Annotated in this window: 27 protein-coding genes; 14 read left to right on the top strand and 13 right to left on the bottom strand. The window is 46.1% G+C overall.

The features are described from left to right. Positions 1–5 precede the first annotated feature (5 nt). Genes CEF20_RS11945 through CEF20_RS11935 form a run of 3 tightly spaced genes read left to right on the top strand, consistent with a single transcriptional unit; the run spans position 6 to position 4186 of the window. A complete protein-coding gene (locus CEF20_RS11945) occupies positions 6–1406 on the top strand; it encodes a sigma-54 interaction domain-containing protein (protein ID WP_100332159.1) in 1401 nt (466 codons plus the stop codon). Next, on the top strand, positions 1366–2787 hold the full coding sequence (locus CEF20_RS11940; RefSeq protein ID WP_100332158.1) for an APC family permease: 1422 nt from the start codon (positions 1366–1368) through the stop codon (positions 2785–2787). Before CEF20_RS11945 ends, CEF20_RS11940 begins: the two co-directional genes overlap by 41 nt. Continuing rightward, on the top strand, positions 2777–4186 hold the full coding sequence (locus tag CEF20_RS11935; RefSeq protein ID WP_198508549.1) for an NAD-dependent succinate-semialdehyde dehydrogenase: 1410 nt from the start codon (positions 2777–2779) through the stop codon (positions 4184–4186). Before CEF20_RS11940 ends, CEF20_RS11935 begins: the two co-directional genes overlap by 11 nt. Positions 4187–4555: 369 nt before the next feature. Here CEF20_RS11935 and CEF20_RS11930 read toward each other — a convergent pair whose 3' ends face one another. The 4 genes from CEF20_RS11930 to CEF20_RS11915 all read right to left on the bottom strand — a co-directional run bounded on the left by CEF20_RS11930 (position 4556) and on the right by CEF20_RS11915 (position 9416). Then, complete coding sequence (locus CEF20_RS11930) at positions 4556–5635, bottom strand: Ger(x)C family spore germination protein (RefSeq protein ID WP_157796271.1); 1080 nt, start codon at positions 5633–5635, stop codon at positions 4556–4558. Beyond that, entirely contained in the window at positions 5632–6723 is a 1092-nt protein-coding gene (locus CEF20_RS11925; protein WP_100332155.1) for a GerAB/ArcD/ProY family transporter, read from the bottom strand. Before CEF20_RS11925 ends, CEF20_RS11930 begins: the two co-directional genes overlap by 4 nt. A gap of 15 nt (positions 6724–6738) precedes the next feature. Further along, positions 6739–8172 (bottom strand): spore germination protein, encoded by a 1434-nt coding sequence (locus CEF20_RS11920; protein ID WP_232713508.1) that lies wholly within the window; start codon positions 8170–8172, stop codon positions 6739–6741. Positions 8173–8348: 176 nt separating this feature from the next. Then, positions 8349–9416, bottom strand: a complete 1068-nt coding sequence (locus CEF20_RS11915) for an NAD(P)/FAD-dependent oxidoreductase (RefSeq protein WP_100332153.1) — start codon at positions 9414–9416, stop codon at positions 8349–8351. A 268-nt stretch (positions 9417–9684) separates the two neighbouring features. On the opposite strand from CEF20_RS11915, the gene CEF20_RS11910 reads away from it, so the two are divergent. Then, on the top strand, positions 9685–9921 hold the full coding sequence (locus tag CEF20_RS11910; protein WP_100332152.1) for a YuzB family protein: 237 nt from the start codon (positions 9685–9687) through the stop codon (positions 9919–9921). A gap of 92 nt (positions 9922–10013) precedes the next feature. Here CEF20_RS11910 and CEF20_RS11905 read toward each other — a convergent pair whose 3' ends face one another. After that, entirely contained in the window at positions 10014–10715 is a 702-nt protein-coding gene (locus CEF20_RS11905) for a DUF2225 domain-containing protein (protein ID WP_100332151.1), read from the bottom strand. A 203-nt stretch (positions 10716–10918) separates the two neighbouring features. On the opposite strand from CEF20_RS11905, the gene erpA reads away from it, so the two are divergent. Next, positions 10919–11287 (top strand): iron-sulfur cluster insertion protein ErpA, encoded by a 369-nt coding sequence (gene erpA / locus CEF20_RS11900; RefSeq protein ID WP_100332150.1) that lies wholly within the window; start codon positions 10919–10921, stop codon positions 11285–11287. Between the two features lie 203 nt (positions 11288–11490). On the opposite strand, the gene CEF20_RS17515 is transcribed toward erpA, so the two are convergent. The 3 genes from CEF20_RS17515 to CEF20_RS11890 form a co-directional block, all read right to left on the bottom strand. Beyond that, a complete protein-coding gene (locus CEF20_RS17515) occupies positions 11491–11640 on the bottom strand; it encodes an IS3 family transposase (RefSeq protein ID WP_408607814.1) in 150 nt (49 codons plus the stop codon). A 95-nt stretch (positions 11641–11735) separates the two neighbouring features. After that, the gene (locus tag CEF20_RS11895; protein WP_100332149.1) at positions 11736–12386 is read right to left on the bottom strand and encodes an SDR family oxidoreductase; all 651 of its coding nucleotides are present in this window, start codon (positions 12384–12386) and stop codon (positions 11736–11738) included. 68 nt (positions 12387–12454) lie between these two features. Then, complete coding sequence (locus CEF20_RS11890; protein ID WP_100332148.1) at positions 12455–13453, bottom strand: NAD(P)/FAD-dependent oxidoreductase; 999 nt, start codon at positions 13451–13453, stop codon at positions 12455–12457. A 333-nt stretch (positions 13454–13786) separates the two neighbouring features. Between CEF20_RS11890 and CEF20_RS11885 the strand changes: the two genes are divergently transcribed. From CEF20_RS11885 to CEF20_RS11880, 3 genes are all read left to right on the top strand, one after another. Next, positions 13787–15007 (top strand): NAD(P)/FAD-dependent oxidoreductase, encoded by a 1221-nt coding sequence (locus tag CEF20_RS11885; protein WP_100332147.1) that lies wholly within the window; start codon positions 13787–13789, stop codon positions 15005–15007. Positions 15008–15272: 265 nt separating this feature from the next. After that, the gene (locus tag CEF20_RS16870) at positions 15273–15392 is read left to right on the top strand and encodes a YuiA family protein (protein ID WP_198508519.1); all 120 of its coding nucleotides are present in this window, start codon (positions 15273–15275) and stop codon (positions 15390–15392) included. An 80-nt stretch (positions 15393–15472) separates the two neighbouring features. Continuing rightward, complete coding sequence (locus tag CEF20_RS11880) at positions 15473–15790, top strand: YuiB family protein (RefSeq protein ID WP_100332146.1); 318 nt, start codon at positions 15473–15475, stop codon at positions 15788–15790. 71 nt (positions 15791–15861) lie between these two features. Here the strand turns inward: CEF20_RS11880 and CEF20_RS11875 are convergent, their stop codons facing one another. After that, the gene (locus tag CEF20_RS11875) at positions 15862–16668 is read right to left on the bottom strand and encodes a cobalamin-binding protein (RefSeq protein WP_100332145.1); all 807 of its coding nucleotides are present in this window, start codon (positions 16666–16668) and stop codon (positions 15862–15864) included. A gap of 98 nt (positions 16669–16766) precedes the next feature. Here CEF20_RS11875 and CEF20_RS11870 point away from each other — a divergent pair, with 98 nt between their 5' ends. The 3 genes from CEF20_RS11870 to CEF20_RS16865 all read left to right on the top strand — a co-directional run bounded on the left by CEF20_RS11870 (position 16767) and on the right by CEF20_RS16865 (position 20182). Next, the gene (locus tag CEF20_RS11870; RefSeq protein ID WP_100332144.1) at positions 16767–18260 is read left to right on the top strand and encodes a leucyl aminopeptidase; all 1494 of its coding nucleotides are present in this window, start codon (positions 16767–16769) and stop codon (positions 18258–18260) included. Positions 18261–18564: 304 nt separating this feature from the next. After that, on the top strand, positions 18565–19884 hold the full coding sequence (locus CEF20_RS11865) for a Na+/H+ antiporter family protein (RefSeq protein ID WP_100332143.1): 1320 nt from the start codon (positions 18565–18567) through the stop codon (positions 19882–19884). 136 nt (positions 19885–20020) lie between these two features. Continuing rightward, on the top strand, positions 20021–20182 hold the full coding sequence (locus tag CEF20_RS16865) for a hypothetical protein (RefSeq protein WP_198508518.1): 162 nt from the start codon (positions 20021–20023) through the stop codon (positions 20180–20182). A 93-nt stretch (positions 20183–20275) separates the two neighbouring features. On the opposite strand, the gene nhaC is transcribed toward CEF20_RS16865, so the two are convergent. Further along, positions 20276–21748: a Na+/H+ antiporter NhaC gene (nhaC, locus tag CEF20_RS11860; protein ID WP_100332142.1), complete on the bottom strand. Its 1473-nt coding sequence runs from the start codon at positions 21746–21748 to the stop codon at positions 20276–20278. A gap of 341 nt (positions 21749–22089) precedes the next feature. Here nhaC and CEF20_RS11855 point away from each other — a divergent pair, with 341 nt between their 5' ends. The 3 genes from CEF20_RS11855 (at position 22090) to CEF20_RS17115 (ending at position 23262) form a co-directional block, all read left to right on the top strand. Beyond that, entirely contained in the window at positions 22090–22476 is a 387-nt protein-coding gene (locus tag CEF20_RS11855; protein ID WP_100332141.1) for a hotdog fold thioesterase, read from the top strand. 58 nt (positions 22477–22534) lie between these two features. Next, a complete protein-coding gene (locus CEF20_RS11850; protein WP_100332140.1) occupies positions 22535–22918 on the top strand; it encodes a DUF2188 domain-containing protein in 384 nt (127 codons plus the stop codon). A 206-nt stretch (positions 22919–23124) separates the two neighbouring features. Continuing rightward, the gene (locus CEF20_RS17115) at positions 23125–23262 is read left to right on the top strand and encodes a hypothetical protein (RefSeq protein ID WP_232713506.1); all 138 of its coding nucleotides are present in this window, start codon (positions 23125–23127) and stop codon (positions 23260–23262) included. Between the two features lie 113 nt (positions 23263–23375). Here the strand turns inward: CEF20_RS17115 and mnhG are convergent, their stop codons facing one another. Genes mnhG through CEF20_RS11835 form a run of 3 tightly spaced genes read right to left on the bottom strand, consistent with a single transcriptional unit; the run spans position 23376 to position 24457 of the window. Continuing rightward, entirely contained in the window at positions 23376–23714 is a 339-nt protein-coding gene (mnhG, locus tag CEF20_RS11845; RefSeq protein ID WP_100332139.1) for a monovalent cation/H(+) antiporter subunit G, read from the bottom strand. Then, the gene (locus CEF20_RS11840) at positions 23698–23967 is read right to left on the bottom strand and encodes a Na(+)/H(+) antiporter subunit F1 (protein ID WP_408607823.1); all 270 of its coding nucleotides are present in this window, start codon (positions 23965–23967) and stop codon (positions 23698–23700) included. Before CEF20_RS11840 ends, mnhG begins: the two co-directional genes overlap by 17 nt. Before the next feature lie 7 nt (positions 23968–23974). Next, positions 23975–24457, bottom strand: a complete 483-nt coding sequence (locus CEF20_RS11835; RefSeq protein WP_100332137.1) for a Na+/H+ antiporter subunit E — start codon at positions 24455–24457, stop codon at positions 23975–23977. Between the last annotated feature and the right edge of the window lie 2 nt (positions 24458–24459).

The raw sequence follows: 24459 nt of genomic DNA, 5'->3' as shown, positions 1-24459 counted from the left end.
TGATTATGATGAGGAATCAGGATTTAGTGCGTGACGAATTATTTGATATTTTTGAATCGTCTTTCGATGAAATTCTGATGACGGATGCGGAAGGAGTCATCATTCGAGTGAATTCAACCTGCCAAAACAATTATCCTGAAGCAGGGGATCTGGTGGGCAAGCACGTACAGGACTTGGAAAAGATGGGTCTTTTCTATCCTTCTGCTACCTTAAAGGTCATTGAAAGCAAGCAGCCGATGGAATTGTTTCAGGTGACGAATAACGGCCGCTATTTCCATGTGCGTACGAAACCGGTATTTAATCCAGACGGGTCTTTAAAGAGCGTCATCAGCTATTCGCGTGATTTAACGGAAATTATGCAGCTGAGAAATAAGCTGGAAGAGCTGGAGGGTCAGCTGGCCACGTATAAAAAAGAAGTGAATGAACCGCATGAATTAGACGGTCTCATTTCCAAAAGCAAACAAATGGGGAAAGTCATGACGCTCGTCAGAAAAATTTCGAAAGTCAATTCGACTGTTCTGCTGCTGGGAGAAACAGGGGTTGGAAAAAGCAGAATTGTCCGCTCAATTCATCAGCTGAGCAACAGGAGGAATGGAGTGCTGAACGAAATCAATTGTGCGGCGCTTCCTGAACAATTAGTTGAATCTGAGCTATTTGGCTATGAAGGCGGCACGTTTACCGGAGCGTTTCGTGAAGGAAAAAAGGGCCTGATCGAATTATCCCATAACGGCACGCTATTCTTAGACGAGGTCGGGGAATTGCCGCTAGCCGTGCAGGGAAAGCTGCTGCACGTCCTTCAGGAAAAGACAATCCGGCCTGTAGGAGCGGCAAGGCCGATCTCACTGGATGTAAGAATCATTGCCGCGACGAATAAAGATCTGAAAAAAATGGCGGAGCAGGGGAGCTTTCGCCGGGATTTATATTACCGGCTGAATGTCATTCCCATTCATATTCCGCCTCTGCGGGAGCGGAAGGAAGATATCATTCCGTTAACCTATCATTTTCTCGATTATTTCAATCAGCAATACAACAGCCAAATCCGTTTTTCTCCACAGGTTCTCCACGCTTTTTTACACCACGAGTGGGCAGGAAATATCCGGGAGCTGGAAAACATGGTGGAAAGATTAGTTGTGACCAGTGATGAAATCGTTACCATTCATGATTTGCCGCTGGAGATGTTTCCGCAGGAGCTTTCCGAAACAGCAGGGAAGACCCTTCCGAAAATGGTAGAAGAAGTTGAGCGGAAAATGATCGTTCAGGCTTATGGACAATTTTCATCCACCTACAAAGTCGCCAAAGCTCTTGGCATCAGTCAATCCTCAGCAGCGAGGAAAGTTCGAAAATATATTGAGGGGACTGAAGGAGATGGAGACAAAAAGCCGCGAGGTGAAAAAAGTTTTATCTAAAATCGATGTCTTATTTTTAGCAATGGGCGCCATGCTCGGCTGGGGATGGGTAGTTCTTTCGGGCAATTGGATTGTGCAGGCCGGCTCAATCGGCTCCTTGATTGCCTTTATTGTTGGCGGCTTGCTCGTCATCTTTGTTGGCTTAACCTATGCAGAGCTTTCTGCTGCCATGCCCTCAGGGGGAATCAATCACCATGTCAGCCGCGGGCTGGGCAGAAAAGCCTCCTTTATTGCCTCCTGGGCATTGACGCTGGGATATGTGTCGGTCGTTGCATTTGAAGCGGTGGCTTTGCCGACCGTAATAGAATATCTTATCCCTAATTATCAAGCAGGCTATTTATGGACCATTGCCGGCTGGGATGTTTATATTAACTGGGTGCTGATTGGAACAGCAGGAGCTGTTTTGCTGACCTTGATCAACTTTGTTGGCATTAAGGAAGCGGCTATTGCGCAGGTGGTGCTGACCAGTGCGATTATTCTCATTGGACTTATGCTGATTTTCGGTTCAGCTGTAAATGGGGACCCGCGGAACTTGCAGCCGTTTTTTGCCGATGGGGCGGCTGGAATAATGGCCGTCTTAATCATGATCCCCTTTCTGTTTGTTGGATTTGATGTTATTCCTCAAGTGGCTCGCGAAGCCCATATTCCATTTAGAGATATAGGGAAAATAGTGATTCTCTCTGTTAGCTGTGCCGTTGTTTTTTACTTAGCGATTGCTTTTGGTGTATCATTAGCATTGGATAAAGAAGCTCTGGCTGTATCTCAATTAGCGACAGCCGATGCGATGGCCGCTGTTTTTGGATCAGAAGTTTTCGCAAAAATCTTAATATTGGGCGGGATTTGCGGAATTGTCACAAGCTGGAACGCCTTTATTATCGGCGGCAGCCGAGTGCTGTATACGATGACGCAAAATGGAATGCTGCCCCCGTGGTTTGGACGGCTCCATCCGAGATTTAAAACTCCTTCTAATGCGATTCTCTTCCTTGGCACAATCGCCGCGCTCTCTCCTTTGTTAGGCCGACCGGCGCTTCAGTGGATCGTTAATGCCGGCGGACTTGGAATCGTCTCCGCCTATTTTTTAGTCGCTTTGGCATTTGTCCGGCTGCGTAGAAAGGAGCCCGAAATGGTTCGTCCGTTTCGTGCAGGGAAAAGGAATACAGCAGGCTATATGGCGATCGCGCTTAGCATCTGCTTTATTGCTTTATATATGCCCGGCATGCCCGCTGCGCTCCTGTGGCCGCATGAATGGTTAATGATCGCCGGATGGATGGGGATGGGCTTGTTCTTCTTTGTGCAAATGCAGCGAAATCGATACGAGATGTGGAATCAGACAAGTATAAAGGAGGAAAATGAGCATGAAGAATTGGAAAATGTATATTAACGGCGCATGGGTAGATACCGAAAAGAAAATTGAAGTAGTCAATCCAGCACTTAACGAAGTGATTGCAGCTGTGCCGGAGGGCGGAAAAGAGGAAGCCGAGCAGGCAGCGGATGCCGCTTACGTTGCCTTTAAGCAATGGTCAAAGCTGACAGCTGGCGAACGTGCGGCTTATTTAAATGAGTGGTACCGCTTAATTGATGAAAATAAAGAAGAAATTGGCAGGATTATGACGGAAGAGCAAGGAAAGCCGCTGCCGGAAGCAATCGGTGAAGTTAGCTACGCCAACAGTTTCATTTCTTGGTATGCAGAGGAAGGGAAACGGATTTACGGGGAGACAATTCCATCCTCTCATCCGCGTAAACGGCTGTTTGTGCAAAAAGAGCCGGTGGGTGTAATAGCAGCGATAACTCCTTGGAATTTTCCTGCCGCAATGATTACGAGAAAAGTAGCGCCGGCTTTAGCAGCAGGCTGCACAGCAGTGATTAAGCCAGCAGAACAAACGCCCTTAACAGCGATTCGGCTTATGGAGCTGGCGGAGGAAGCCGGCATTCCAAAAGGGGTGTTGAACTTGGTGACGGGAGATGCGCAAGCCATTGGCGAAGCGTGGCTGAAAGATGGCCGAGTGCGCAAAATTTCTTTCACGGGCTCCACTGAAGTTGGGAAACTATTAATGCGCGGCGCAGCTGATACGATGAAGAAAGTCTCCTTCGAACTGGGCGGGCATGCTCCGTTTATCGTCACCGCTCACGCCAATATTGAAAAAGCGGCGCAGAACCTGATCGCCTCCAAGTTCCGCAACGCCGGCCAAACATGCGTCTGCGCCAATCGCATTTATGTTCATGAATCAATGGAAGCTGAGTTTGCTGAAGCCTTTCGAACAGAAGTGGGCAAACTTAAAATGGGCAATGGTTTGGAGGAAGGCATCACCGTCGGCCCGCTGATTGATGAGCAAGCGGTGGCAAAGGTCATCAGCCAGCTTGAGGATGCCAAGCAAAAAGGGGCCGAAATTCTCATCGGCGGCCACCAGGCAAAAGATCAGAAAGGTTATTTTGTCGAGCCGACCGTATTAACCCGTGTCACAGATGATATGATGTGCATGAACGAGGAAACTTTCGGCCCATTGGCCCCGGTGACCACTTACCAAACAAATGAAGAAGTCATTGAACGCGCCAATCGTTCACCATACGGTCTAGCCGCCTATGTATTTAGCGAGAATATTTCAGAAGCCGTTGAAATCGCCGAAGGATTAGAATACGGCATTATTGGCTTAAATGACGGCTTGCCGTCTGTGGCTCAGGCTCCGTTCGGCGGTTATAAAGAAAGCGGTCTTGGTCGTGAAGGCGGTCATTACGGCATTGAGGAATTTTTGGAGATTAAATACATTTCTTTAGGATTTTAATAAAGCAGCAATTTCAACATTGCCAAATAAAAAGCAGCTTTAGCCTTTGCTGATGCATTGGCTAAGGCTGCTTTGCTCTAAGCGAGATAAAAAGCTTGCAGAAGCAACCGTCATCAAGATTCTTGATCTCTTCTTAAACTGCCGGAGAACTCCCATTTCAAAAATGGAGCGGAGCCCAAACAGTCTAAGCGGGCGATCTGATTCGTTCGGGCCAGCACGATGCAGGTGACAAAGGCGCTGCAGCAGGATATTGCGACGCTACCCTTTTTTCTTCTTTTGAGCGGCGGGGATGTCTTTGCTTCGATTTGTCAATCATGCCATTCGAATGGAAAAGATGTGCCTTTTCTGGACAATCGGAAAAGAAAGACTCTACTCAACAATACCGGTATCGATCGTCCTCACCTTCACACTTATGCTGATTGGAACAGTGGGGTAGAGACTTTCCCATTCTGCCATCCTGAACTGCCGCTGACGGCTTCTGACCTTTTCTCCGATTCCTAAAGGATCGATTTTTAGCTCCTGAAATTTCTGAACTAATTTTTCTGCATTTTTTTTCGTTTCTTTCCTCCATTGTTCTTCCACTTTCTTCATTCTTTCCTTTTGATGAAGAGATTTACCGGAGGCATCTTTAATTTCTCCCAAGAGTGATAAGCGAATTTCCACTTTTGGTTGTTTTTTCGTGCCATGCACATTGTACTTCACTTTTGTTCTAACGTTTTCAATCGTCAGATAACTTCCATCATCCATCCGAATATTGTATAAGCCCTCCCGTGATTTCTCGTACAGGAGTTTAAATAAATAGCTTTCTTTGTAAGAAATAGAATCGACATACTGATCATTCTTAAATAAAGCGAGCCCTTCAAAGTGAATATGCTCTTCACGCAAATCTAACAAAGGAAGAAACGGATCCTGTCCCATTCCGTCATACTGCGAAAGGAAAGAATGAAGGTTCGTTTTAGGGATGATGTCCTGCAGTCCCTGATCCAGCAAATCATCGAGATAACGCGAAGATAGAACAGCGTTGGGATACTTATATTTCAGAATTTCCTCAGATGTGTCTTTGATGATGGCAAGGTGAACATCTCTGCCGATAAAAGGATCACGGCTGAAAGAATCGACAATATGCAGAATGCCTTCCTTCGCCAACTTTCGGTTGATCACTACACTGTTTATGCGTCCAGCTTCTATTTCCTTTTGCGCCTCTGTCTGAAACAATTGTCTCACGCTTTTACTTGTATGGCCTTCAACGGTATAGGAGACGTTAATCGGATTCACATTTTCACCGGCCGGATAAAAAGGCACAGCTGCGGTGGCTTTTACGCGGTGATCTCCTGCATGGTCATAGCCAATAGCGGAAATATGCTGTGTGTCTTCCAATATGGATGGCGTCAGCTGGTAATTAAATATCAAGATGAGAGCGAATAGGAGTCCAATCCAAAAATTCTTCATAGCGACTTCCTCATTCTTATACGGATTTTTTGGAAAACGAAAAGAAACGGAATATAAGCATAGAATATATATAAGCTGATGGTACCGGTCCATGTCGTGACTTGATTAATCGTCTGGCGATCGGTCAGGAGAACCATAATGATAAAAGTCAGAATGAGAAGGAGAACGAGTCCTTTTTTTTGTTTGATGCCGAATAATTGTTTCATTCCTCTTGTAGCTCCCCAGGTATATAAGCAGAGATTAGGGAGGATGACAAAAAGCCAGAGAGCAATTCCCGCGTATTCAAATCTCTCAATGAAAGGAAAATCGACGATTTTCCACAAAGTTAACGTCGCCCAAATCGTATGAATCAATTGTCCGTGACTGAAATATAAGAAGGTAACAATCGCCGTGATCATATAGGTCAAGGTGCTGTACGCTACCCCGTATTGTGCCCACTTATGGGAGCTGGGGGCATTTTTAATAAATGGATACAGAAAGAAAAGCGTTTCGAATCCGGCGTAATTAAAGGCCATGGTCTTTGCACCCGCCAGTATTTCAGAGACGGAATGATCCATCACCGGCAGTAAATAAGAAAATTTCGCTTCTTTTAAAGGAAACCCGTACATTAAAAACAGCGGAAATGTAAAGAGAAAGGTCAGAAAGCAAAGCCCGACAATAACCCGGAAGCCGCTGGTAACGTAGATGTAAATCAGCACTAAAAGGATAAGCGCCATATACCACGTTTCCAGCTGAGGAAATATCCATATCTGAATAATTTCGATATAGGAACGGCAGACAGTCATGAGAAGAATCACCAGGTAGATAATTAAAGCTGCACTGAAAAGACCGCCGAGCCACTTTCCAAATAATTCTTTATGAATGACGGTGATATCGTTGTTTCCTTTATTTAATATTTGATAGGCCATCCACATAACGAAGTGCAGGGACAGTCCGGCAACTATGATCGAAATCCACGCATCGTGTCCGGCTGACTTGGCGATATAGCGCTGAAAGCCGAGAATGCCCATGCCAATTTGCATAGAAACAATGATATAGAAAATAAAATAAGGGGAGACTTTCCGGTCTTCTGTTGGCGGTGGCAGCATTGAAATAACCTCCCATTATGATTCCTCGATATCCCAATCATTTTTTGAGCGAGGCTGGCGCTGAAAACGGACTTTATCTTCAGCTCTTGTGATAAGCGGACGGTAATTTTGTCTGTCGAAGGGCAGACGGAACAAAGCGTCCTTTAAATCGCGAGTTCTCAAGGGATAGACAGGCGTAAGAAACGGCCTTCCAATAGAAGAGAGCTTGAGCAGGTGAACGAGAACAAAAGCAAAGCAAACCGCTATGCCCACTAATCCCAGCAATTGAGCAAAAACCAAAAAAGGAAAGCGCAGCAGCCGAATGACGTTGCTGATCTGAAAAACAGGTGTAGTAAAAGAAGCCAGCGCGCTTAAAGCGACAACTATTAACAGCACATTGCTTGTTAGGCCCGCTTGTACAGCCGCTGTTCCGATCACGATCCCTCCGACGATCCCGATCGTTTGTCCGACCTTCGTCGGCAACCTGGCCCCGGCTTCCCGCAGCAGCTCGATCGTCAGCTCGAGTATCAGAGCTTCCAAAATCGGGGGAAATGGAATTCCGCTTCGCGAGGAGACTAAAGTATTTAATAGATCCTGCGGAATCATTTCATAATGATACGTTAATACGGCCACGTAGGCAGGAGTGGAAATAACAGAGAACGTGACGGCAAATAATCGAATTAACCTGAACACTGAAGCGATATTCCAAGTGTAAAAGTAGTCATCATAAGCGGAAAAAAATTCAGTCAGTGTCGTTGGGGCTGTCAATACATGCGGCGATCCGTCTACAAAAACAGCGATCTTTCCTTCCGCCAGAGAGCTGGCTACGCGGTCTGGGCGTTCAGTATCTATAATTTGCGGGAATGGAGAGTTTCTATTATCCACAATCATTTGCGAAATAAACGAGCTGTCAGGAATGTGATCATATTCGATAGACTGAATTCTTTGGATGATCGTATTGACATTTTCTTGACTGGCAATCCCCGCAATATAAGCGACCTTGACGCGTGTTTTTGAAAGTCTTCCAGCTTTTATTTCTTTCATGTGCAGTTCTGGGATGGGCAAGCGTTTGCGGACGAGATTGATGTTCGTATCCAGTGATTCGACGAAAGCTTCTTTCGGACCGAGAACCGAGTATTCGGTTTCAGGCACATTCACTTGCCGCTTCTCCAGAGCCGGGGCAGGAATCAGCAAGCCGTCTTTCGGGGCTTTTTTTTGATGAATCATCGCACAGCCAGTCATCAATTTATCTTGAATTTCTGAAACATTATCTAAAATGGATAAATCCTCAATTGGCAGCTGTTCCTTTATTGTTGGCAAATCCGGCAGTTTTTTATCAGAAAGAGCGGATAAGATTTCTTGATTTACAGTATCCGGATTCACTAAACTCTTATAATAGGATATGACAAAGGCTGGGTTATCGCGGAGCTGGAATGTAAGAAAGTCACTAGATTCACGGCAAGCAGCCAATAATTGATCCAGCTGATCCTTATTGGCTGCTGGCTGCTTCCCTTTAAAAAAATTTCGCAGGTCATATCCCTCCCTTTGCTTATATCATCATAGTCAGCTTTTAGTATGGCCCAAGAGAGGAAACGATATAACAAAAAAACGACCAACTCCGCTAGAGTCAGCCGTTTCATTCAAGATTATCCGTTATGATATTTATATAGCCAGAGAACGCCCGACTTCAAAAAGCGGGCTACGCGTCCGGTAATGGCGCGGTCGGCCACGAATCCGAAGCCTTGTTTTTTTCCAAGGGATCCCAGTATCCCTTTTAACTTCATCTCTGGCATTTCAGCAGGAAGCGGTTCGTGATTCCAGCGTTTGGCTAAAACTTGGACAATCTGTTCCGCTTGTTCTTCCGCTAGTTGGGCGCTCGGTGCGTGAGGCAGGCTAGCGCAATCGCCGACCACATATACATGTTCGTTGTTTGGCAGGTTATGATACGGAGTCAGCTTGACGCGTCCGGAGCGGTCCTTCTCGACGTCCAATTCCCGCACAATCCGGTTTGGCTGAATGCCTGCCGTCCAGACGACAGCATCCATCGGGAAGGCATCCTCATGGTTATAAATCGTTTGCGGCTCCACTTTCGTCACATTGGCGTTATTAATGACCTCCACGCCATGTTCGACAAACCATTTATGTATATATTGACTCAGCCGTTCAGGGAAATCTTTTAAAATCCGCGGTCCGCGGTCAAACAACTTTATGTCAAGATCCGGCCGGCTCTCCCGCAATTCGCTTGCCAGTTCAATGCCGCTCAGCCCTGCCCCGACAATTCCAATTTTTGAATGAGCGGGCAGATTGGAAAGCGTCTGATACGTATGACGAGCTTTCTCAATGGACTGAATGCTGTGCGTATATTGATCGGCCCCGGGGACGCTATGGTATTTATCTTCACATCCGAGTCCGATGACCAGATCATCATAAGAGATCGATTCTTGATTTTCCAGGTGTACCTGCTTATTCTGTAAATCAATGCCTGTGACTTCTCCAAACACAAGATTTAAACGAGAATGCTCAGGAAACGCAACCCGAACCTCATGATCGGATATTGTGCCGGCCGCTAAGGCATAATATTCCGTTTTCAAGCAATGATAAGGAACCTTATCGACTAAGGTAATCGTGACATCATCCGGCAGCTGATTGGGCAGCAATCTCAGCAATATGCGCATATTCCCGTAGCCGCCGCCAAGCAATACTAAATGTTTCATATAAATATCCCCTTTTGTGCTTTATGTAATTTCGCTTTGACATCCCCCAGGATTTTGTCAAAAAAAGTTCATTTTTGTTCAGACACTACGAGTATATCGAAATATGGCTGTTTTCACAACTGGCAAGCAGGAATTTGCCAATGAGATGAAGCGCCCATTAACCGGGGTTTTTCACCCCTTACAGCCTGCCTTGTGCCTGCAGGATCTAGAATTCCGCTTTCTTCTAAGTGGAAGGGATAGTAGAATAGAAAGAGAGGTGAGAGCTTAAATGAACCCAATTATTGAGTTTTGTATCAGCAATTTAGCAAGCGGTGCGCAAAAAGCGCTTGAAATATTAGAACGTGATCCTAATCTGGATGTGATAGAATACGGCTGTCTCAGCCACTGCACAAGATGTGCAGAAGGGCTATTTGCGCTTGTGAACGGCGAGCCCGTTGGCGGAGATACGCCTGAAGAGCTGGTGGATAACATTTATCAGTACTTAGAAGAAAATCCAATGTTTTAACAGTGAGGCCGGAAGCCTGACCGTCTTTTTTGCGGAGAGCAAGAAAGCGGCCAGATTTGCTGGATGGTCAAATCTGACCGCTTTCTAGCCGCTCAAGCGCTCACTTCACTATGCTTGTTTTCTTCCCGCAATTCATACCAGCGATCCTTGGCCATTTCAATGATTTTCTTGTCATTGGCCATTCGCTGTTTTTCAATGACTTTAGAGAAGTAGAATACCGCAGTCTCGATATGATGGGTGCGGCGGTTTAATTCGGCGATTAAATACAAAACCTTTACATCGGACATTGCTGTGGCGGTCAAGTCCTCCTTGGAGTAGGCCTCTTCATATTGCTTAGCGGCGAGCCGGAGAAAGCGCTGCTCCTGCCCGCTGTTTTGAAGATCGCGATAAATCCAGGCGATACGCAAAGCAAGGCCGGCTAAAGTTAAATGCTTTTCTCTTTTGATTACTCCGCTGTATAGAGCAAGCTTGTAACTGTTGATGGCCATTTGAGCGTCTCTTTCTTTTCCATAATCCTGAGGTGTCCAATTGGCGCTGATTTTTTGTTTTAGCTCCTCTCTGACGCCGGGAGCGAAATAGGGGGAAAAATCATCTGTGAATGAATAGCCGCAGTGGCAGCATACTTTGACGTTATAGAATAGAGGATTCAAGCCGGATTGTTTATATATAGGCTTTAAGTCTGATTCATGATCTGCCACTTTTACAAAGCGGGTTCTCATTTTCGTGGAATGAAACACTTGCCCGCATAAAGGGCAATTTTCTTGTTTTTGGTAAAATGGAGAGATTGTTTCCATCGGCTTTACCTCCTATAGTCCATTCGGGAATTAGGTATATATTCTTAATTCTTAATCTGATTATACTCTTTTTGTGTGAGAAAATAATCAGGAATTAAGAACTTTTTTATGGCGGTTTATTGAAGAGGAAAAAGCAGTTTGGTTGAGAAGAAGACAATTGGTGTATATACTAATAAGAAGACATATTGAATGGAGGGGTTCCATTGCAAGAAAAAGAAGTAGTCACTATTACTGAAGCAGCTGCTTTTCAAATAAAGGAAATGATGAAGCAAAACGAGGAAGAAGGAGCTAGCCTGCGCGTCACAGTGCACGGCGGCGGCTGCAGCGGATTATCCTACGGCATGGGGTTTGACCATGAAGTGAAAGAAGATGATATCGAGCTCCATCAGCACGGCATTCATATCGTAGTCGATCAAGAAAGCGCTCCGGTATTAAAAGGTACAGTGGTGGATTATAAAGAATCGCTGATGGGCGGCGGATTCACGATTGATAATCCGAATGCCATCGCTTCCTGCGGCTGCGGCTCCTCTTTCCGCACAGCAACCAATGCCGGCAAGCCAGAGAATTGCTGATAATTGAATGTCCGGCAAGTTAGGCGGCGGGGATGGTGTATTCACTTCACGGTGGATCACCTATTTCACCGCACACTTTAGTGTAATAAATTTGTATATAGCGTCTCTTAGCGTATTGAATGATACCGTTAAGTGGCGCTTTTTTTTGGGCGTTAAGAAAAAGCACAAACATGTTGCGAGAATGTGGTGACCCCTAATTTATATCAAGCAGTCAATTGGCTGGTGTAAAGACGGTATTGAAGCGGACTCATGTCAGCCAGTTTTTGCTTGATGCGTTTAGTATTATAGTAATTGAATGATTTATTGCGGATGTTTTTTAATTGAAGGTAATTCCGGTTAAGGAAGCGATGCAATCAATAAGCTGAAATAATATTTTATGGACTGATCAAAAAAACAGCTCCTCAAGACTGTTATCATACAAGCCTTAAGAGCTGTTTATTAAGCTTTTTTAGCGGGTGACATTTTTCAATGCTTTCTCTATTGGAGTGTCGCCGCTGACGATTTCAAAGACTTGATGTTCTGTCTCTTTCAACAATAAAGAATCAACGAGTACCCTCGCAACGTCATCCCGGGAGATGGTACGGCTGTCCAAGGCGGTAAAGTGGCGGGAAAGCGCGATTTTTCCTGTGCCCGGTTCATTGGTTAGAGTGCCGGGGCGGACGATGGTGTAATTCAATCCGCTGTTTTGTAAATGGAGATCCGCTGCTTTTTTGGCTTCTAAGTAAGGACGCAGTTCGGCAGGACCGGCCGCTGGATTTTCCGTGCCGATTGAGCTGAGCATAATGAAACGCTCAATTCCTTTTTTCTTAGCGAAGTCCGCCGCTTTCTTGGCTCCTTCTTGGTCAACGGCGATCGTTTTATCATGGCCGGTAGCCGACCCGGAGCCGGCAGCAAATATTACAGCATTGACATCATTCATGGCGAAGCTGAAGTCCTGTTCAAGATTAGCCAAAATAGCTTTGGCTCCCAGCGTCTCCATCTCGTCGGTTTGTTCGGCTTTTCTTACCATTGCACGGACCAAGTGCTGGCTGCTGTCTGCTAGATGCTTGACGACGCGCTTGCCGGTCAGTCCGGCAGCTCCTATCACTAATACATTCACACGAATCACCCTTTAAAAAGAAATTATAGATCATTTACCCTGTCTGGCGGCTGAATAACGGCAATTGGCTATTGATTAAATAATGATGTACTGTGCATGGGCTGAACGCGGGCCTTCGGATCGAGATACGCTTTGGCATTATTGACAGCTGTCGGCGCTTCTCCAAAGCCTGAAGCGATCAGTTTCACCTTGCCCTCATACGTGCAAACATCTCCTGCTGCATATACTGCTTCGATGTTCGTCTCCATTTTAGAGTTGACGATGATGCTGTTTTTTTCGATGGTCAGTCCCCAGTCCTTAAGCGGACCAAGTGATGAAACAAATCCAAAGTTGACGATTAAATCATCAACGGGTAAGGTGAGTTGTTTGTCCCCCTTCACTTCTGATAATTGAATGGCACTGATTCTCCCGTTTTGATCGATCAATCCGTTCGGCATGAAAGGAGTCAGGATATTGACGCGGGAAGTACGGAGCTTTTCGACGCCATGCTCATGGGCGCGAAACTGATCCCGGCGATGGATGAGTGTCACTTCCTTCGCGATCGGCTCAAGCATCAGAGCCCAGTCAACAGCTGAATCACCGCCGCCGCAAATGGCCACTCTTTTATTTCTGAACGGCTCAAGCTCCGTGACAAAATAGTGCAAATTTGTTTGCTCGTAGGCCTCTGCATTCGGAAGCTGAAGCTTGCGCGGCTGGAAAGCCCCGTTTCCGGCCGTGATAATCAGCGTTTTGGAGAAATGAACCTCTCGATCAGTCGTGAGCTTTAACGTTCCATCTGCCAGCTTTTCAAGGCTTTGCGCCGATTGCTCAAGACAGATGGCAGGAGAAAAAGGCTTCATTTGCTCGGTTAAGCGGTCCACCAGCTCCTGCGCCTTTACTTTTGGAAACCCAGCTACATCGTAAATATATTTCTCAGGGTACAAGGTGGATAATTGGCCGCCAAGCTGCGGCAGGCTTTCGATGATCTTGACGGAAGCTTGGCGCATACCGCCGTAGAAAGCGGTAAATAACCCAACAGGCCCACCGCCGATGACCGTTATGTCGTATATTTGCTCATTTACTTGCATCCAACCCCTCCTTTTAATTGAAATTCCTCTCTCTTCTATTATCATACCGGATTTCTTATTCTTAAACACGTGAGAGGCTTTTTGAAAGGGTTATCATTGTAATGGTGAAAGAGGTTTGGCAGGCGAAATATTTTAGTCAAATGTCTTGAAAAAGGAGGTGAAAAGACATATCATTGTGTTAGATATGCATATGTTAAGGTCTTATATTTTTTAGAGTATTTTTTTATACTTATTCGTGAAGAACATCACATTCTTAATTCGTAACTGCAAAGCCGTTTATACATTCATGTGATTTGCTCGCGAAAATATGGACAAAAGGTGGAAGTGATTATTGTGAGAAAGCCAAAGATTGTAGTGTTGGGTGCAGGCTATGGTGGTTTGATGACGGTCACACGTCTTCAAAAAATGCTGGGTCAAGACGAAGCGGATATTGTATTGGTCAACAAAAATGACTATCATTATGAAACAACTTGGCTGCATGAAGCATCAGCGGGTACGATGCATCATGACCGAGTTCGTTATGATATTGACAGCGTGATCAACCGCAGCAAGGTCGAATTTATTTGTGCAGAAGTCCAAGATGTGAAAACAGCGGATAAGAAAGTTATTTTAAATACAGGGGAAATCGACTACGATTATCTTGTATTTGCCTTAGGCGGAGAACCAGAAACTTTCGGAATTCAAGGACTGAAAGAGTATGCGTTTACAATCTCCAACGTAAACACAGCTCGGCAAATTCGCGAGCATATTGATTATCAATTTGCTACATATGCAACAGAAACGGACAAGAAAGAAGAGCGTTTGGCAATTGTAGTCGGCGGAGCAGGTTTCACCGGCATCGAGTTTCTTGGCGAGCTTACTAACCGCGTCCCTGAGCTTTGCCGCGAGTATGATATCGACTACTCTAAAGTTCGCATTTACTGCGTGGAAGCAGCACCTACTGTACTTCCGGGCTTTGATCCTGAACTAGTGAAATACGCCGTTGCGCAATTAGAGAAGAAAGGCGTCGAATTTAAAATTGGCACAGCGATTAAAGAGGTAACGCCAGAGGGCATTAAAGCAGCGAAGGGCGAGGAAGAGCTGGAAGAAATTAAAGCCGGTACCGTCATCTGGGCAGCCGGTGTCCGCGGAAGCTCTATTATTGAGAAAGCGGAAATTGAAAATATGCGCGCCCGTGTGAAAGTAAATCCTGATTTGCGTGCGCCTGGCCATGATGACATTTTTGTGATTGGTGATTCTTCATTAATCATTAACGAAGAAATTAATCGCCCTTATCCGCCAACTGCTCAAATTGCGATGCAGCAAGGGGAAGTATGCGCCCGCAACGTAGTCAAGCTAGTCAAAGGCAGTGCAGAAGAGCTCGAATCCTTCAAACCGGATATTAAAGGTACGGTTTGCTCTTTAGGAGACGATGACGCGATCGGTGTGGCGTTCGGCAAAAAGATGACTGGAACAAAAGCTTCCTTCATGAAAAAAATGATCGATAACCGCGCCCTATTTATGATCGGCGGTCCAGCGCTTGTGCTGAAAAAAGGCAAATTCAATATTTTTTAAATAAGAAGTAGCAGGAGGCCGCCCTTTTTGGGCGGCCTCTTTCGGCTTTTTACATGAACGGAGCGCAGACGTAGCCGTTGCTGCAACAGAATGTGGCGTAGTCCGTCTTAGCTTTTTTTTTCAGACTGGTAGGGAAAGAAGACAAATATCCCTAAAAAAGGGCAGCGATTCTTCTCGAAAATAAATGAAAATAAGCGAAAAAGGAGATTGAAAGCTTCTGAATTTTTTGATATATTATCAGAAAATTCAGAAAGGAGAAGTTGATATGAAAGAAAAAGGGACAAAAACGACCTGCAGCTATTGCAGCGGCAAGGGTTATTTTCAACTGCTGCTCGGCGGGTCTGAAACATGCCGAAACTGTGAGGGGAAAGGAAGAACAGATTAGGAAAGCGGGCATTCCCCGCTTTCTTGACGTTTCTCTCCTTATTAAGTACACTAATATTTAGTAATTAAGGGGGAGACGAAATGCATATTGCTATTGTACTTGTTTCAATGCTTCTCTTTTTCGTACTGTTTTTCGGAATCGGCTTCCTGCTAAATATGCTGCTTCGAATGACGTGGATTATGGCTGTTCTTTATCCGATTGTTACGATTGTTATGGTGGATAAAGTAAGCACCTTTGATTATGTTTTCAAAGCAGGAGAAACGTTTTCGGCTTTGGGAACAAGGATTGCCTCCCTGCAGCCTGCTGATGTTGTCATTTTATCATGCGGGTTTCTCGGGGCTATTGCTTCAGGAATGACGATGCGAATTCTTCGTCAAAAGGGCTATCAAATGTTTTAACGGCTTTGGGATAAGGAGCCGTTTTTTCGTGCTTAAAAAGCGAGTGTCACCAAGGCGGCACTCGCTTTTTTTTAGGCAAAGACCGGGTCCAGCTCGATCGATTTTCCGACAGCGGGATGGATCATTTTCACCAGCTTATCAAGACCCGCTAACACGCGCGGGGAAGGCCGGCAGTATAAATATTCTTCCATAACAGCCACTCTTCCGTTTTGAATCGCTGGCAGTTCAGCCCAGCCGGGCCGCTTGTTTACAACCGCCGGCTGAATCTTTTCCGTTTGGACGCCTACCCAGGCGAGAAAGATATAGTCGGGCTTTCTTATTCGAATTTCTTCCCAATTCGTCTGATAGCTGGCCGTCTCCTGATCGGAAAATACATTCCGCGCCCCGGCTATTTCACTGATCTCTGTCAGCCAATTGACTTTGCCAGGGGTGAAGACCGGCTTAGGCCACCATTCCCAATATAGGGAGGGACGCGAAGTTAGCTTGCTTGTGGCCTGCTGGAGAAGCTTTAGCTGGGCAAAGTAGCGGCTGGCCATCTTTTCTGCCTGAGCGGAAGCCCCGCATTGTTTGCCAACTTCCAGCAGCGAGTGGCCGATGTCTGTTAATGATTGGGGATTGGTGACAATGAAGGGGATACGCCGCTTTTTTAATTCCTCAATATTTCTTTCCATTCCGGGCACGCTTAAGGAAGCAATAACAAGGTCGGGCTGAAGCTTCTCGACTTGATCCATGTCAATTTTCAGATCCGGCCCCAATTGCGGCAAGGTCTTTACTTTTTGCGGCCAATCCGAATAATTATCCACTCCGACAAGTTGGTCCGTGAGACCAAGATAAGCCAGTATCTCCGTATTACTTGGACAGATAGAAATCAAACGCATACAGCTTCTCCTCTTTCCTGCAGATTTTCTTCATTGTAGCATGGATTTTGTTCGAAAGGCGAAATTCCTTTTTGTATAATGAGGGAGGAGGTGGAAATATGTTCAAGGTGAGTAATCAATCATTTATCCAGCAAGAGGAATCCTGTCTGATCATTGGTCTGTATGACCGCCCGCTTAAATTTGAAAGACTGGAAGAGCTGGATCAGGCATTTGACGGCCAGTTAACGGAGCTGGTGAAAGAAGGCGATCTTTCCGCTAAAAGAAATGACGTAGCTCTAGTTCCTTCCTTCGGGAACGTCCCGGCAAAACGGCTGCTGTTTGTCGGACTCGGAAAGGAGAAGCAGGCTGATGTTCATGAATTGAAGGAAGCTCTGGGGTATGCGTTTAAGCGCAGCCGGAAGCTGGGGCTTACTTCTCTCGCGGTGGCGCTTGACAGCTTTGTCTGCGAACAGCTGCCGGCAGAGACTGCCGCTCATGCCTTCAGTGAGGCCTTTGCACTTGCTACGTATGAATTTAAAGGGTACAAGCAAGCATCCAATGAGCCGGAAAAGCAGATAGAACAGATAACGGTATATACGGAGGCGGATGCAAAGGAAACGGCGGCTGCTTTGCAAGTAGGCTATGTGATGGGACAAGGAACTAATTCCGCCCGCACGCTTGTCAATACGCCAGGGAATATGCTGACCGCTGCAGACCTTGCGGCTTATGCGGAGCTGCTGGCCGAGAAGTATGGGTTTGAAGTGGAAATTCTTGAGAAAGAAGAGATGGAAAAGCTCGGCATGGGGGCGCTGTTAGCCGTGAATCAAGGCTCGGCTCAGCCGCCGAAAATGATCACGCTGAAATATCAGCCAAAAGAGGAATGGACGAATGTTATCGGGCTGGTCGGTAAGGGCATCACTTTTGATACCGGCGGATATTCGCTTAAGACGAAAAGCGGGATTGTCGGCATGAAGACGGATATGGGCGGAGCAGCAGCGGTTTTGGGCGCCATGGAAATCATCGGCGAATTAAAGCCGGATCAGAATGTTGTCGCTGTAATTCCAGCGACTGACAACATGATAAGCGGTCACGCCTTTAAGCCGGATGATGTCATCACGTCTATGAGCGGAAAAACGATTGAGGTGCTCAATACGGATGCCGAAGGGCGGCTCGTGCTGGCAGATGCAGTCACATATGCCAAGCATCACGGCGCCAGCTGTTTGATTGATGTAGCCACATTGACAGGCGGTGTGATCGTGGCGCTTGGCACGGATAAAACAGGCGCGCTTACTAATAATGAAGAGCTGTTTGAAGAAGTATTGGAAGCGTCGTTTGAAGCAGGAGAATTTATTTGGCGTTTGCCGTTAACCGAAAAAGATAAACAGCGAATCCGCAGCAGTGCGATTGCGGATTTGAATAATTCACCCGGACGCGAGGGCCATGCCATTATGGGCGGAGGGTTCATTGGCGAATTTGCTGAAGGAACGCCTTGGGTTCATCTTGACATTGCCGGAACGGCTGATACAAATCAAGCTGGCGCGCTTGGTCCTGCCGGAGCGACAGGTGCGATGGTGCGCACACTGGCCACATTTGTACTCAGCAGAAATGAATAATAAACTCTTAAGAAAGCAGAAGCTGCCGTTCAAAATGACCGCAGAAGAAAAAAGAGATTTACAATAATTTACTGTCGGAAATTCAATGAATATGGGCAAAGTTCGTTCGTTTTCGGACGGACTTTGTCAGTTTTCGGGCGGAGCAGCACGAAATACGGGCGGTAGCCATGAAAGAGTCCAATTTCGACGAATAAGCATCCAAAATACATGGATAAAAAAACCATTGACAAGGACGGCAAAGGTTTGCTATTTTTATTTTAGTTCTCTACCAATTTAGCAAACTAAAGCGAAAGGGGCATTTCAGATGAATGCTGTTGTAGTAGCTGTCATCGTCATGCTTCTCCTCAGTTTATTACGTGTCAATGTTGTTTTTTCATTAATTACGGGTGCACTGATCGGGGGAGCCATTGGCGGTTTAGGAATAGATGGAACGATTGAAGCGTTTACGGAAGGAGTGGGCGGCGGTGCTAATGTGGCGTTAAGCTATGCCATGCTTGGCGGCTTTGCGGTCGCCATTTCCAGCACAGGGCTTCCGAATGCGCTAGTGGAATTTGTGTTGAAGTATGTCGGTAAACAAGGGGATACGCGGGCTAAAAAGCTGTCACGGGCACTGATTATCTTTTTTATTTTACTTATGGCTTGTTTCTCGCAAAACTTGATTCCGATTCACATTGCTTTCATTCCGCTTTTGATTCCGCCGCTGCTAAAAATTCTAAATGAACTGCAGGTGGATCGGCGTTTGGTGGCAACGGTTCTTACCTTTGGATTAGTCACGCCGTATATGCTGCTTCCAGTGGGTTTCGGGCAAATTTTTCATGAAATTATCGCCTCGAATATTACGGCGAGCGGCTTGAAAGTGGAAATGCACCAAATTCCGACAGCCATGCTGTTTCCAGCGAGCGGCATGGTTGTCGGATTGCTCATCGCCGTGTTCTTTTCTTACCGAAAACCGCGAACTTACAATAAACCGATCGTGCCGGTTACTTTAGAAGGAAATAAAGGGTACTCTGTGAAAGGAATTATTTGGTCGGTCGTGGCAATTATCGCGGCGCTTGCTGCACAAATATGGACTGAATCGATGGTGTTTGGCGCACTGGCCGGTATCGTCGTTCTCTATGCGTCCAAGTCGATCAGCTGGAATGAGGCGGATCGGCTGCTTACAGATGGCATGCGGATGATGGCCTTTATCGGCTTTGTGATGATTGCCGCGTCCGGTTTTGCCAAAGTGATGAGCGAAACAGGGGACGTTGAACAGCTGGTGAAGCAGGCGGCCAGCGCAATCGGCGGCAACCAAGTGCTGGGTGCTTTGCTGATGCTGATTGTTGGATTGCTCGTTACATTGGGCATCGGTTCTTCCTTTTCAACCATTCCAATTATCGCAACGATCTATGTTCCGCTTGCATTAGAGCTCGGCTTTAGCCCAATGGCAACGATCGTTCTTGTTGGAACGGCCGGAGCGCTTGGAGATGCGGGATCGCCGGCTTCCGACAGCACGCTTGGACCGACATCCGGTTTAAATGTTGACGGACAGCATAATCATATTTGGGACTCATGTGTGCCGACTTTCTTGCATTTCAACATCCCGGTCATTCTCATTGGCTGGCTGGCAGCAATTATGCTGTAAGGAAAAGAAGGAAAACCTTTAAAGCTTTGGACGAAAGCTTTAAAGGTTTTTTTATTGCTGAAAACTTGGCGCCCATGCCAAAAGCCCGTTTGCTGCATACAACATAGTAAGCAAGAAAAGAAGGAGGTCAGTACACATGTATTATCGCGACAGTCGATTTCTCCCTTTTTTTGGCGCTCCTTTTGTAGGAGGGCTGTTAGGCGGTTTTCTCGGAGGAGCTCTTCTTCGTCCGCCGTATCCGCCATACCCGCCATATCCGTATTATCCGCCGTTCCGCCCGCCATTTGGCTATTTTTGAGAAAGCAAACGGCCCCCAATAGTCGATGAACGAATTGGGGGCTTCGCTTTGTTTTCTTTTTTTAGGAAAAATGAGATGCATGCGCATTGGGCTTTACAGAGCGTCAAAGGTACGCGGCAGCTTTTCTTCATGAGCGACTTGAGAAGTGCCGTTTTTCCGCTCTTCGGCTTCCATTGCTGCCATCTCTTCATCCGAAAGTCTAGTAATGTTAAAGCCGGTGAATCCATAAAGGAGAGCGATCAATGGACTGATCAGGCATAGAAACGCATACGGTGCATATTGAAAGGTCGAAACGCCAAGTGTCGCCGTCATGAAGGCTCCGCATGTGTTCCAAGGAACGAGGGGAGAGGTCATCGTGCCGGCATCTTCCAGTGTGCGCGATAAATTTTTCGGATGAAGCTTTCGCTTGCGGTAAGCGCTAATATACATGCGGCCGGGGAGAAGAATGGATAAATATTGATCGCAAGCAACAATATTTGCTGTAATGCAAGTGGCCGCTGTTGTTGCGATTAAGCTGCCCGTGGATTTGGCGAGCTTTAATAAGTGATGGACGAGCGTCTCTAGTATGCCGCTCACTTCCAGAATGCCTCCAAAGCTCATCGCAATCATCACCAATGAAATGGTGTACATCATAGCTTCGGTACCGCCGTTATTTAATAAGCTGTCCAGCATTTCGTGGCCGGTTTCCAGCTGAAACCCGTTAACCATTACGCCGAGAACCTCGCCGATGCTCGTCCCTTGAATCAGCACAGCGACAAATGCCCCTGTAATAGAGCCGATAACCAGCCCGGGAAGTGCCGGAATCTTCGCAATAATCAATAGAAGAACAACAGCCGGAACAAGCAGGAGCCAAGGGCTAATGATAAAAATTTCGCTTAAATTTCGCTGCAAAGCTGCAATTTCTTCTAGGCCGGCCGCTTTTTCTTTCAAAGACAGGCCGATAAAGAAATACAGGATCACGGAAATAAGCAATGCGGGGATCGTCGTGTAAAGCATATGTTTAATATGATCGAACAAATCGACGCCTGTAATGCCAGGAGCCATATTGGTAGTCTCGGATAAGGGAGAGATTTTATCACCGAAATAGCATCCGGAAATGACAGCTCCCGCCACCATTGCGGGATCGATGCCGAGACCCGTGCCAATTCCCATGATCGCGATGCCGATTGTTCCAGCAGCCGTCCAGGCATTGCCTGAAGCAATGGCAACAATGCTGCAAATAACGGCCGCTGCCGGAAGAAAATAAGCGGCGGATAAAAGATCAAGCCCATAATAGATCATCGTTGGCACAATCCCGCCAGCCAGCCAAGTGGCCATGATAGTTCCAATGACGAGTAAAATCAGCAGCGCCTGCAAGGATAGCGACACGGCGCGGATGATTCCTTTTTCAATTTCCAGCCATGTGTGCCCCAAATACATCGCTATAAAGGCAGCAATGATGGCGCTGAACAGAAGGGGAATATGAGGATCTGCTTCAAATACAAAAATACCGATAAATAACAATGTGATCATCGCCAGGATTGGAATCAAAGCGATGGCTAAAGAGGGTGTTTTCTTTTTTTTCATCTGTCAGCCTTCTTTCTTTAGTGGGTGTTGTAAGAGTAATATGCAAGAAATGTTCCATTTTGAAAAAATTCAGAATTCTATTTATTTCTTTTTTTAATCGGTCCTTTCAGCGCGGATTGTATTCACCTGCTTCGTGCAGGAACGAGCAAATCGAGCATTTAGGTGCTGTCCTCTTCCACTTAAAATTCTTTGTTCCTCACTTTATCTTTCATATGAGGAATAAAGGATGCATACATTATTCATCATTGCATATAATGTTGAAGTTCTGCTAAGTTTAACTTAATACATAGAAACAAAGCTTGAGTGAAAGGGAAGTATACTCGCGAGGAAGGAGCTTACAGATGGAACAGAACAAGACGCTGATATCCGCTCTAGGCATGGAGTATAAGGAAATCGGGGAGGGCCAAGTTGTGATGACGATGCCTGTTGATGACCGAACGCGGCAGCCGTTTGGTTTTCTCCATGGCGGAGCTTCTGTTGCTTTAGCCGAAACTGCAGCCAGCGTGGGGACCGCTCATTTGATTGATCAGGAAAAAGAGATATGCTTCGGACTTGAAATCAATGCGAATCATGTGAAAGCCAAAAGGGAAGGAACGGTGACAGCGATCGCAAAAGTCGTTCATCGCGGCCGCTCCACTATGGTATGGGACATTCGTATTCAAGACGAACAGGAGCAGCTCATTTGCCTTTCACGCTGCACGATGGCGGTCCTTCCGAAGAAAAGCTAGTTTGTTGTCTAAACAATCGGGGAAAAGAAGGCATAGACAGCGACAGGAGGAGAGGCCGATGCCTTGGAACCAAAAGGATTATCCTGATTCGATGAAGAATTTGCCTTTAAAGGTGAGGAATAAAGCGATTGAAATTGCCAATGCCCTGCTTGATGAAGGATATGACGAGGGCCGGTCGATTGCTATTGCGATTGATCGGGCTCGCAGTGCGGTCGGAAAAGGGCATGGAAGCGATGGCGGCCGCCCGGTGTATCATGTGCAGCCTGACGATGAAGGCAGAGGCTGGCGCCTGATGAAGGAAGACGGGCACAAGCCGCTGGCAAAAGCGGATGCGAAGGAAGAGCTGACAGCTCTTGCCAAACAGTATGCGAAGAAGCATGAGGGCATTCTTGTGATTCACCGGGCGGATGGCAGTGAAGCAGAAACCCTCTATGATCATTAAAGAACAGCAGCTGGAATTTTTCTCGGGCACGCGAAAGCAGTTTGTCCGGAAAGGATGATCTCAGCTCAAAAAAACAAACCAAAGCTGGACACAGAGATTTCATTAGGCCGCCTAGTTAATAGGAGCCCGGTAGTGTACCGGGTTCTTTTTTTGGCTTTCAGTTATTTCGCATGGTCCATTTAACTATCTTTCCAGTTTTCTTTCGAATGCCATCAAAAATAAGCCATAAAATCTGCGGTGTGAACAGCAAGCGTCCAATCGGCCATTCCATGCGAATCTCACATCAGCGGCACGGGCTGAGAGCGCAGCCTGGTAAGGTAACGGACGGCTGCGCTGGTGTTTGAAGGATCCCCGCGCTTCAAGTGATGGGCATAAGCTTTTAAATGTTCTGCAGCAGTCCGGTTAATCCAAAAAACTGCATCTCCAATGGCTGGAGATGCAGTTTTTGTTTGACCTTTTATTTCTTATCTTTTAAATCGTCGCGGATGCTGTTTTCAGACAGTTTGACTCCGGAATTATAGGCAGCACGACTGATTAGATGTCCGGATACCGGCGCCGTAATAAAGACGAAGATAATTCCGAGCAGCACTCGGGAATTAAAATGCCCTTCAATTAAGTAAAAGTAAAGAAAGACAGCCATCAGCGTAAACATAACGCCGAGGGTGGCCGCTTTGGAGGCCGCATGGTTCCTTGTATAGATGTCTGGCAGCCTAATAACCCCAAAAGCCGCTACTAAGCATAAAAACGCACCTAAAATCAAGAAGAGAATGATCGCTGCATCAATGACGGCGTTCATTTTCAATAATCTCTCCTTTCTCAAGGAATTTAGCGAAAGAGATCGTACCGATGAACGCTAGAATTCCGATTAATAGAATGACATCCAAAAACTCATGGGTTTTTAACAGCATTGATAATATGCCGACAATGGCGACGAGATTGATTCCAATGGCATCTAACGCTACCACGCGATCCGGAGTGGTGGGTCCCTTGATCAGCCGGTAGATGAGACCGAGCATAGCTAATGAAAAACAAACCAGCGATATTTTCATCACGACTTCAAGCATTGCGGCTCACCTCCATAATGGCTTTCTCAAACGAGTTTTTTATGCCGTCAATCGCCTCATGGACATCCGGCAAGTCGATCGCGTGGATATACAATGTTTTATGATCATCTGAAATATCCACCACGAGCGTACCTGGCGTTAGCGTAATTAAATTGGCCAGCAATGTGATTTCCCAATCGGACTCCAGCTCAGTAGGAAGAGCAAAGATTCCAGGCTGAATATCCAGCTTTGGCTTTAGTATTACCTTCAATACATCAATATTGGCCATGAGCAATTCTTTGAAAAACAGAAGAATTAAATAAATGACCGCTAACACCCGTTTCATATAAAATTCAGTGGAAAAAAATCGCCGCATGCCATAGATCAAGATCAAGCCAAGGAGATATCCGATGATGAAAGTCGAGCTTGTAAAGGACACCTTCAGAAACATCCAGAGAAACGCTAAAAAGAAATTAAGTAAAATTTGAAAAGCCATAT

The sequence above is a fragment of the Bacillus xiapuensis genome, from assembly GCF_002797355.1.
GTDB classification, from domain to species: domain Bacteria; phylum Bacillota; class Bacilli; order Bacillales; family Domibacillaceae; genus Bacillus_CE; species Bacillus_CE xiapuensis.
Note: the sequence above shows the minus strand (reverse complement) of the source record. Positions and strands in the feature narration are given on the sequence as shown.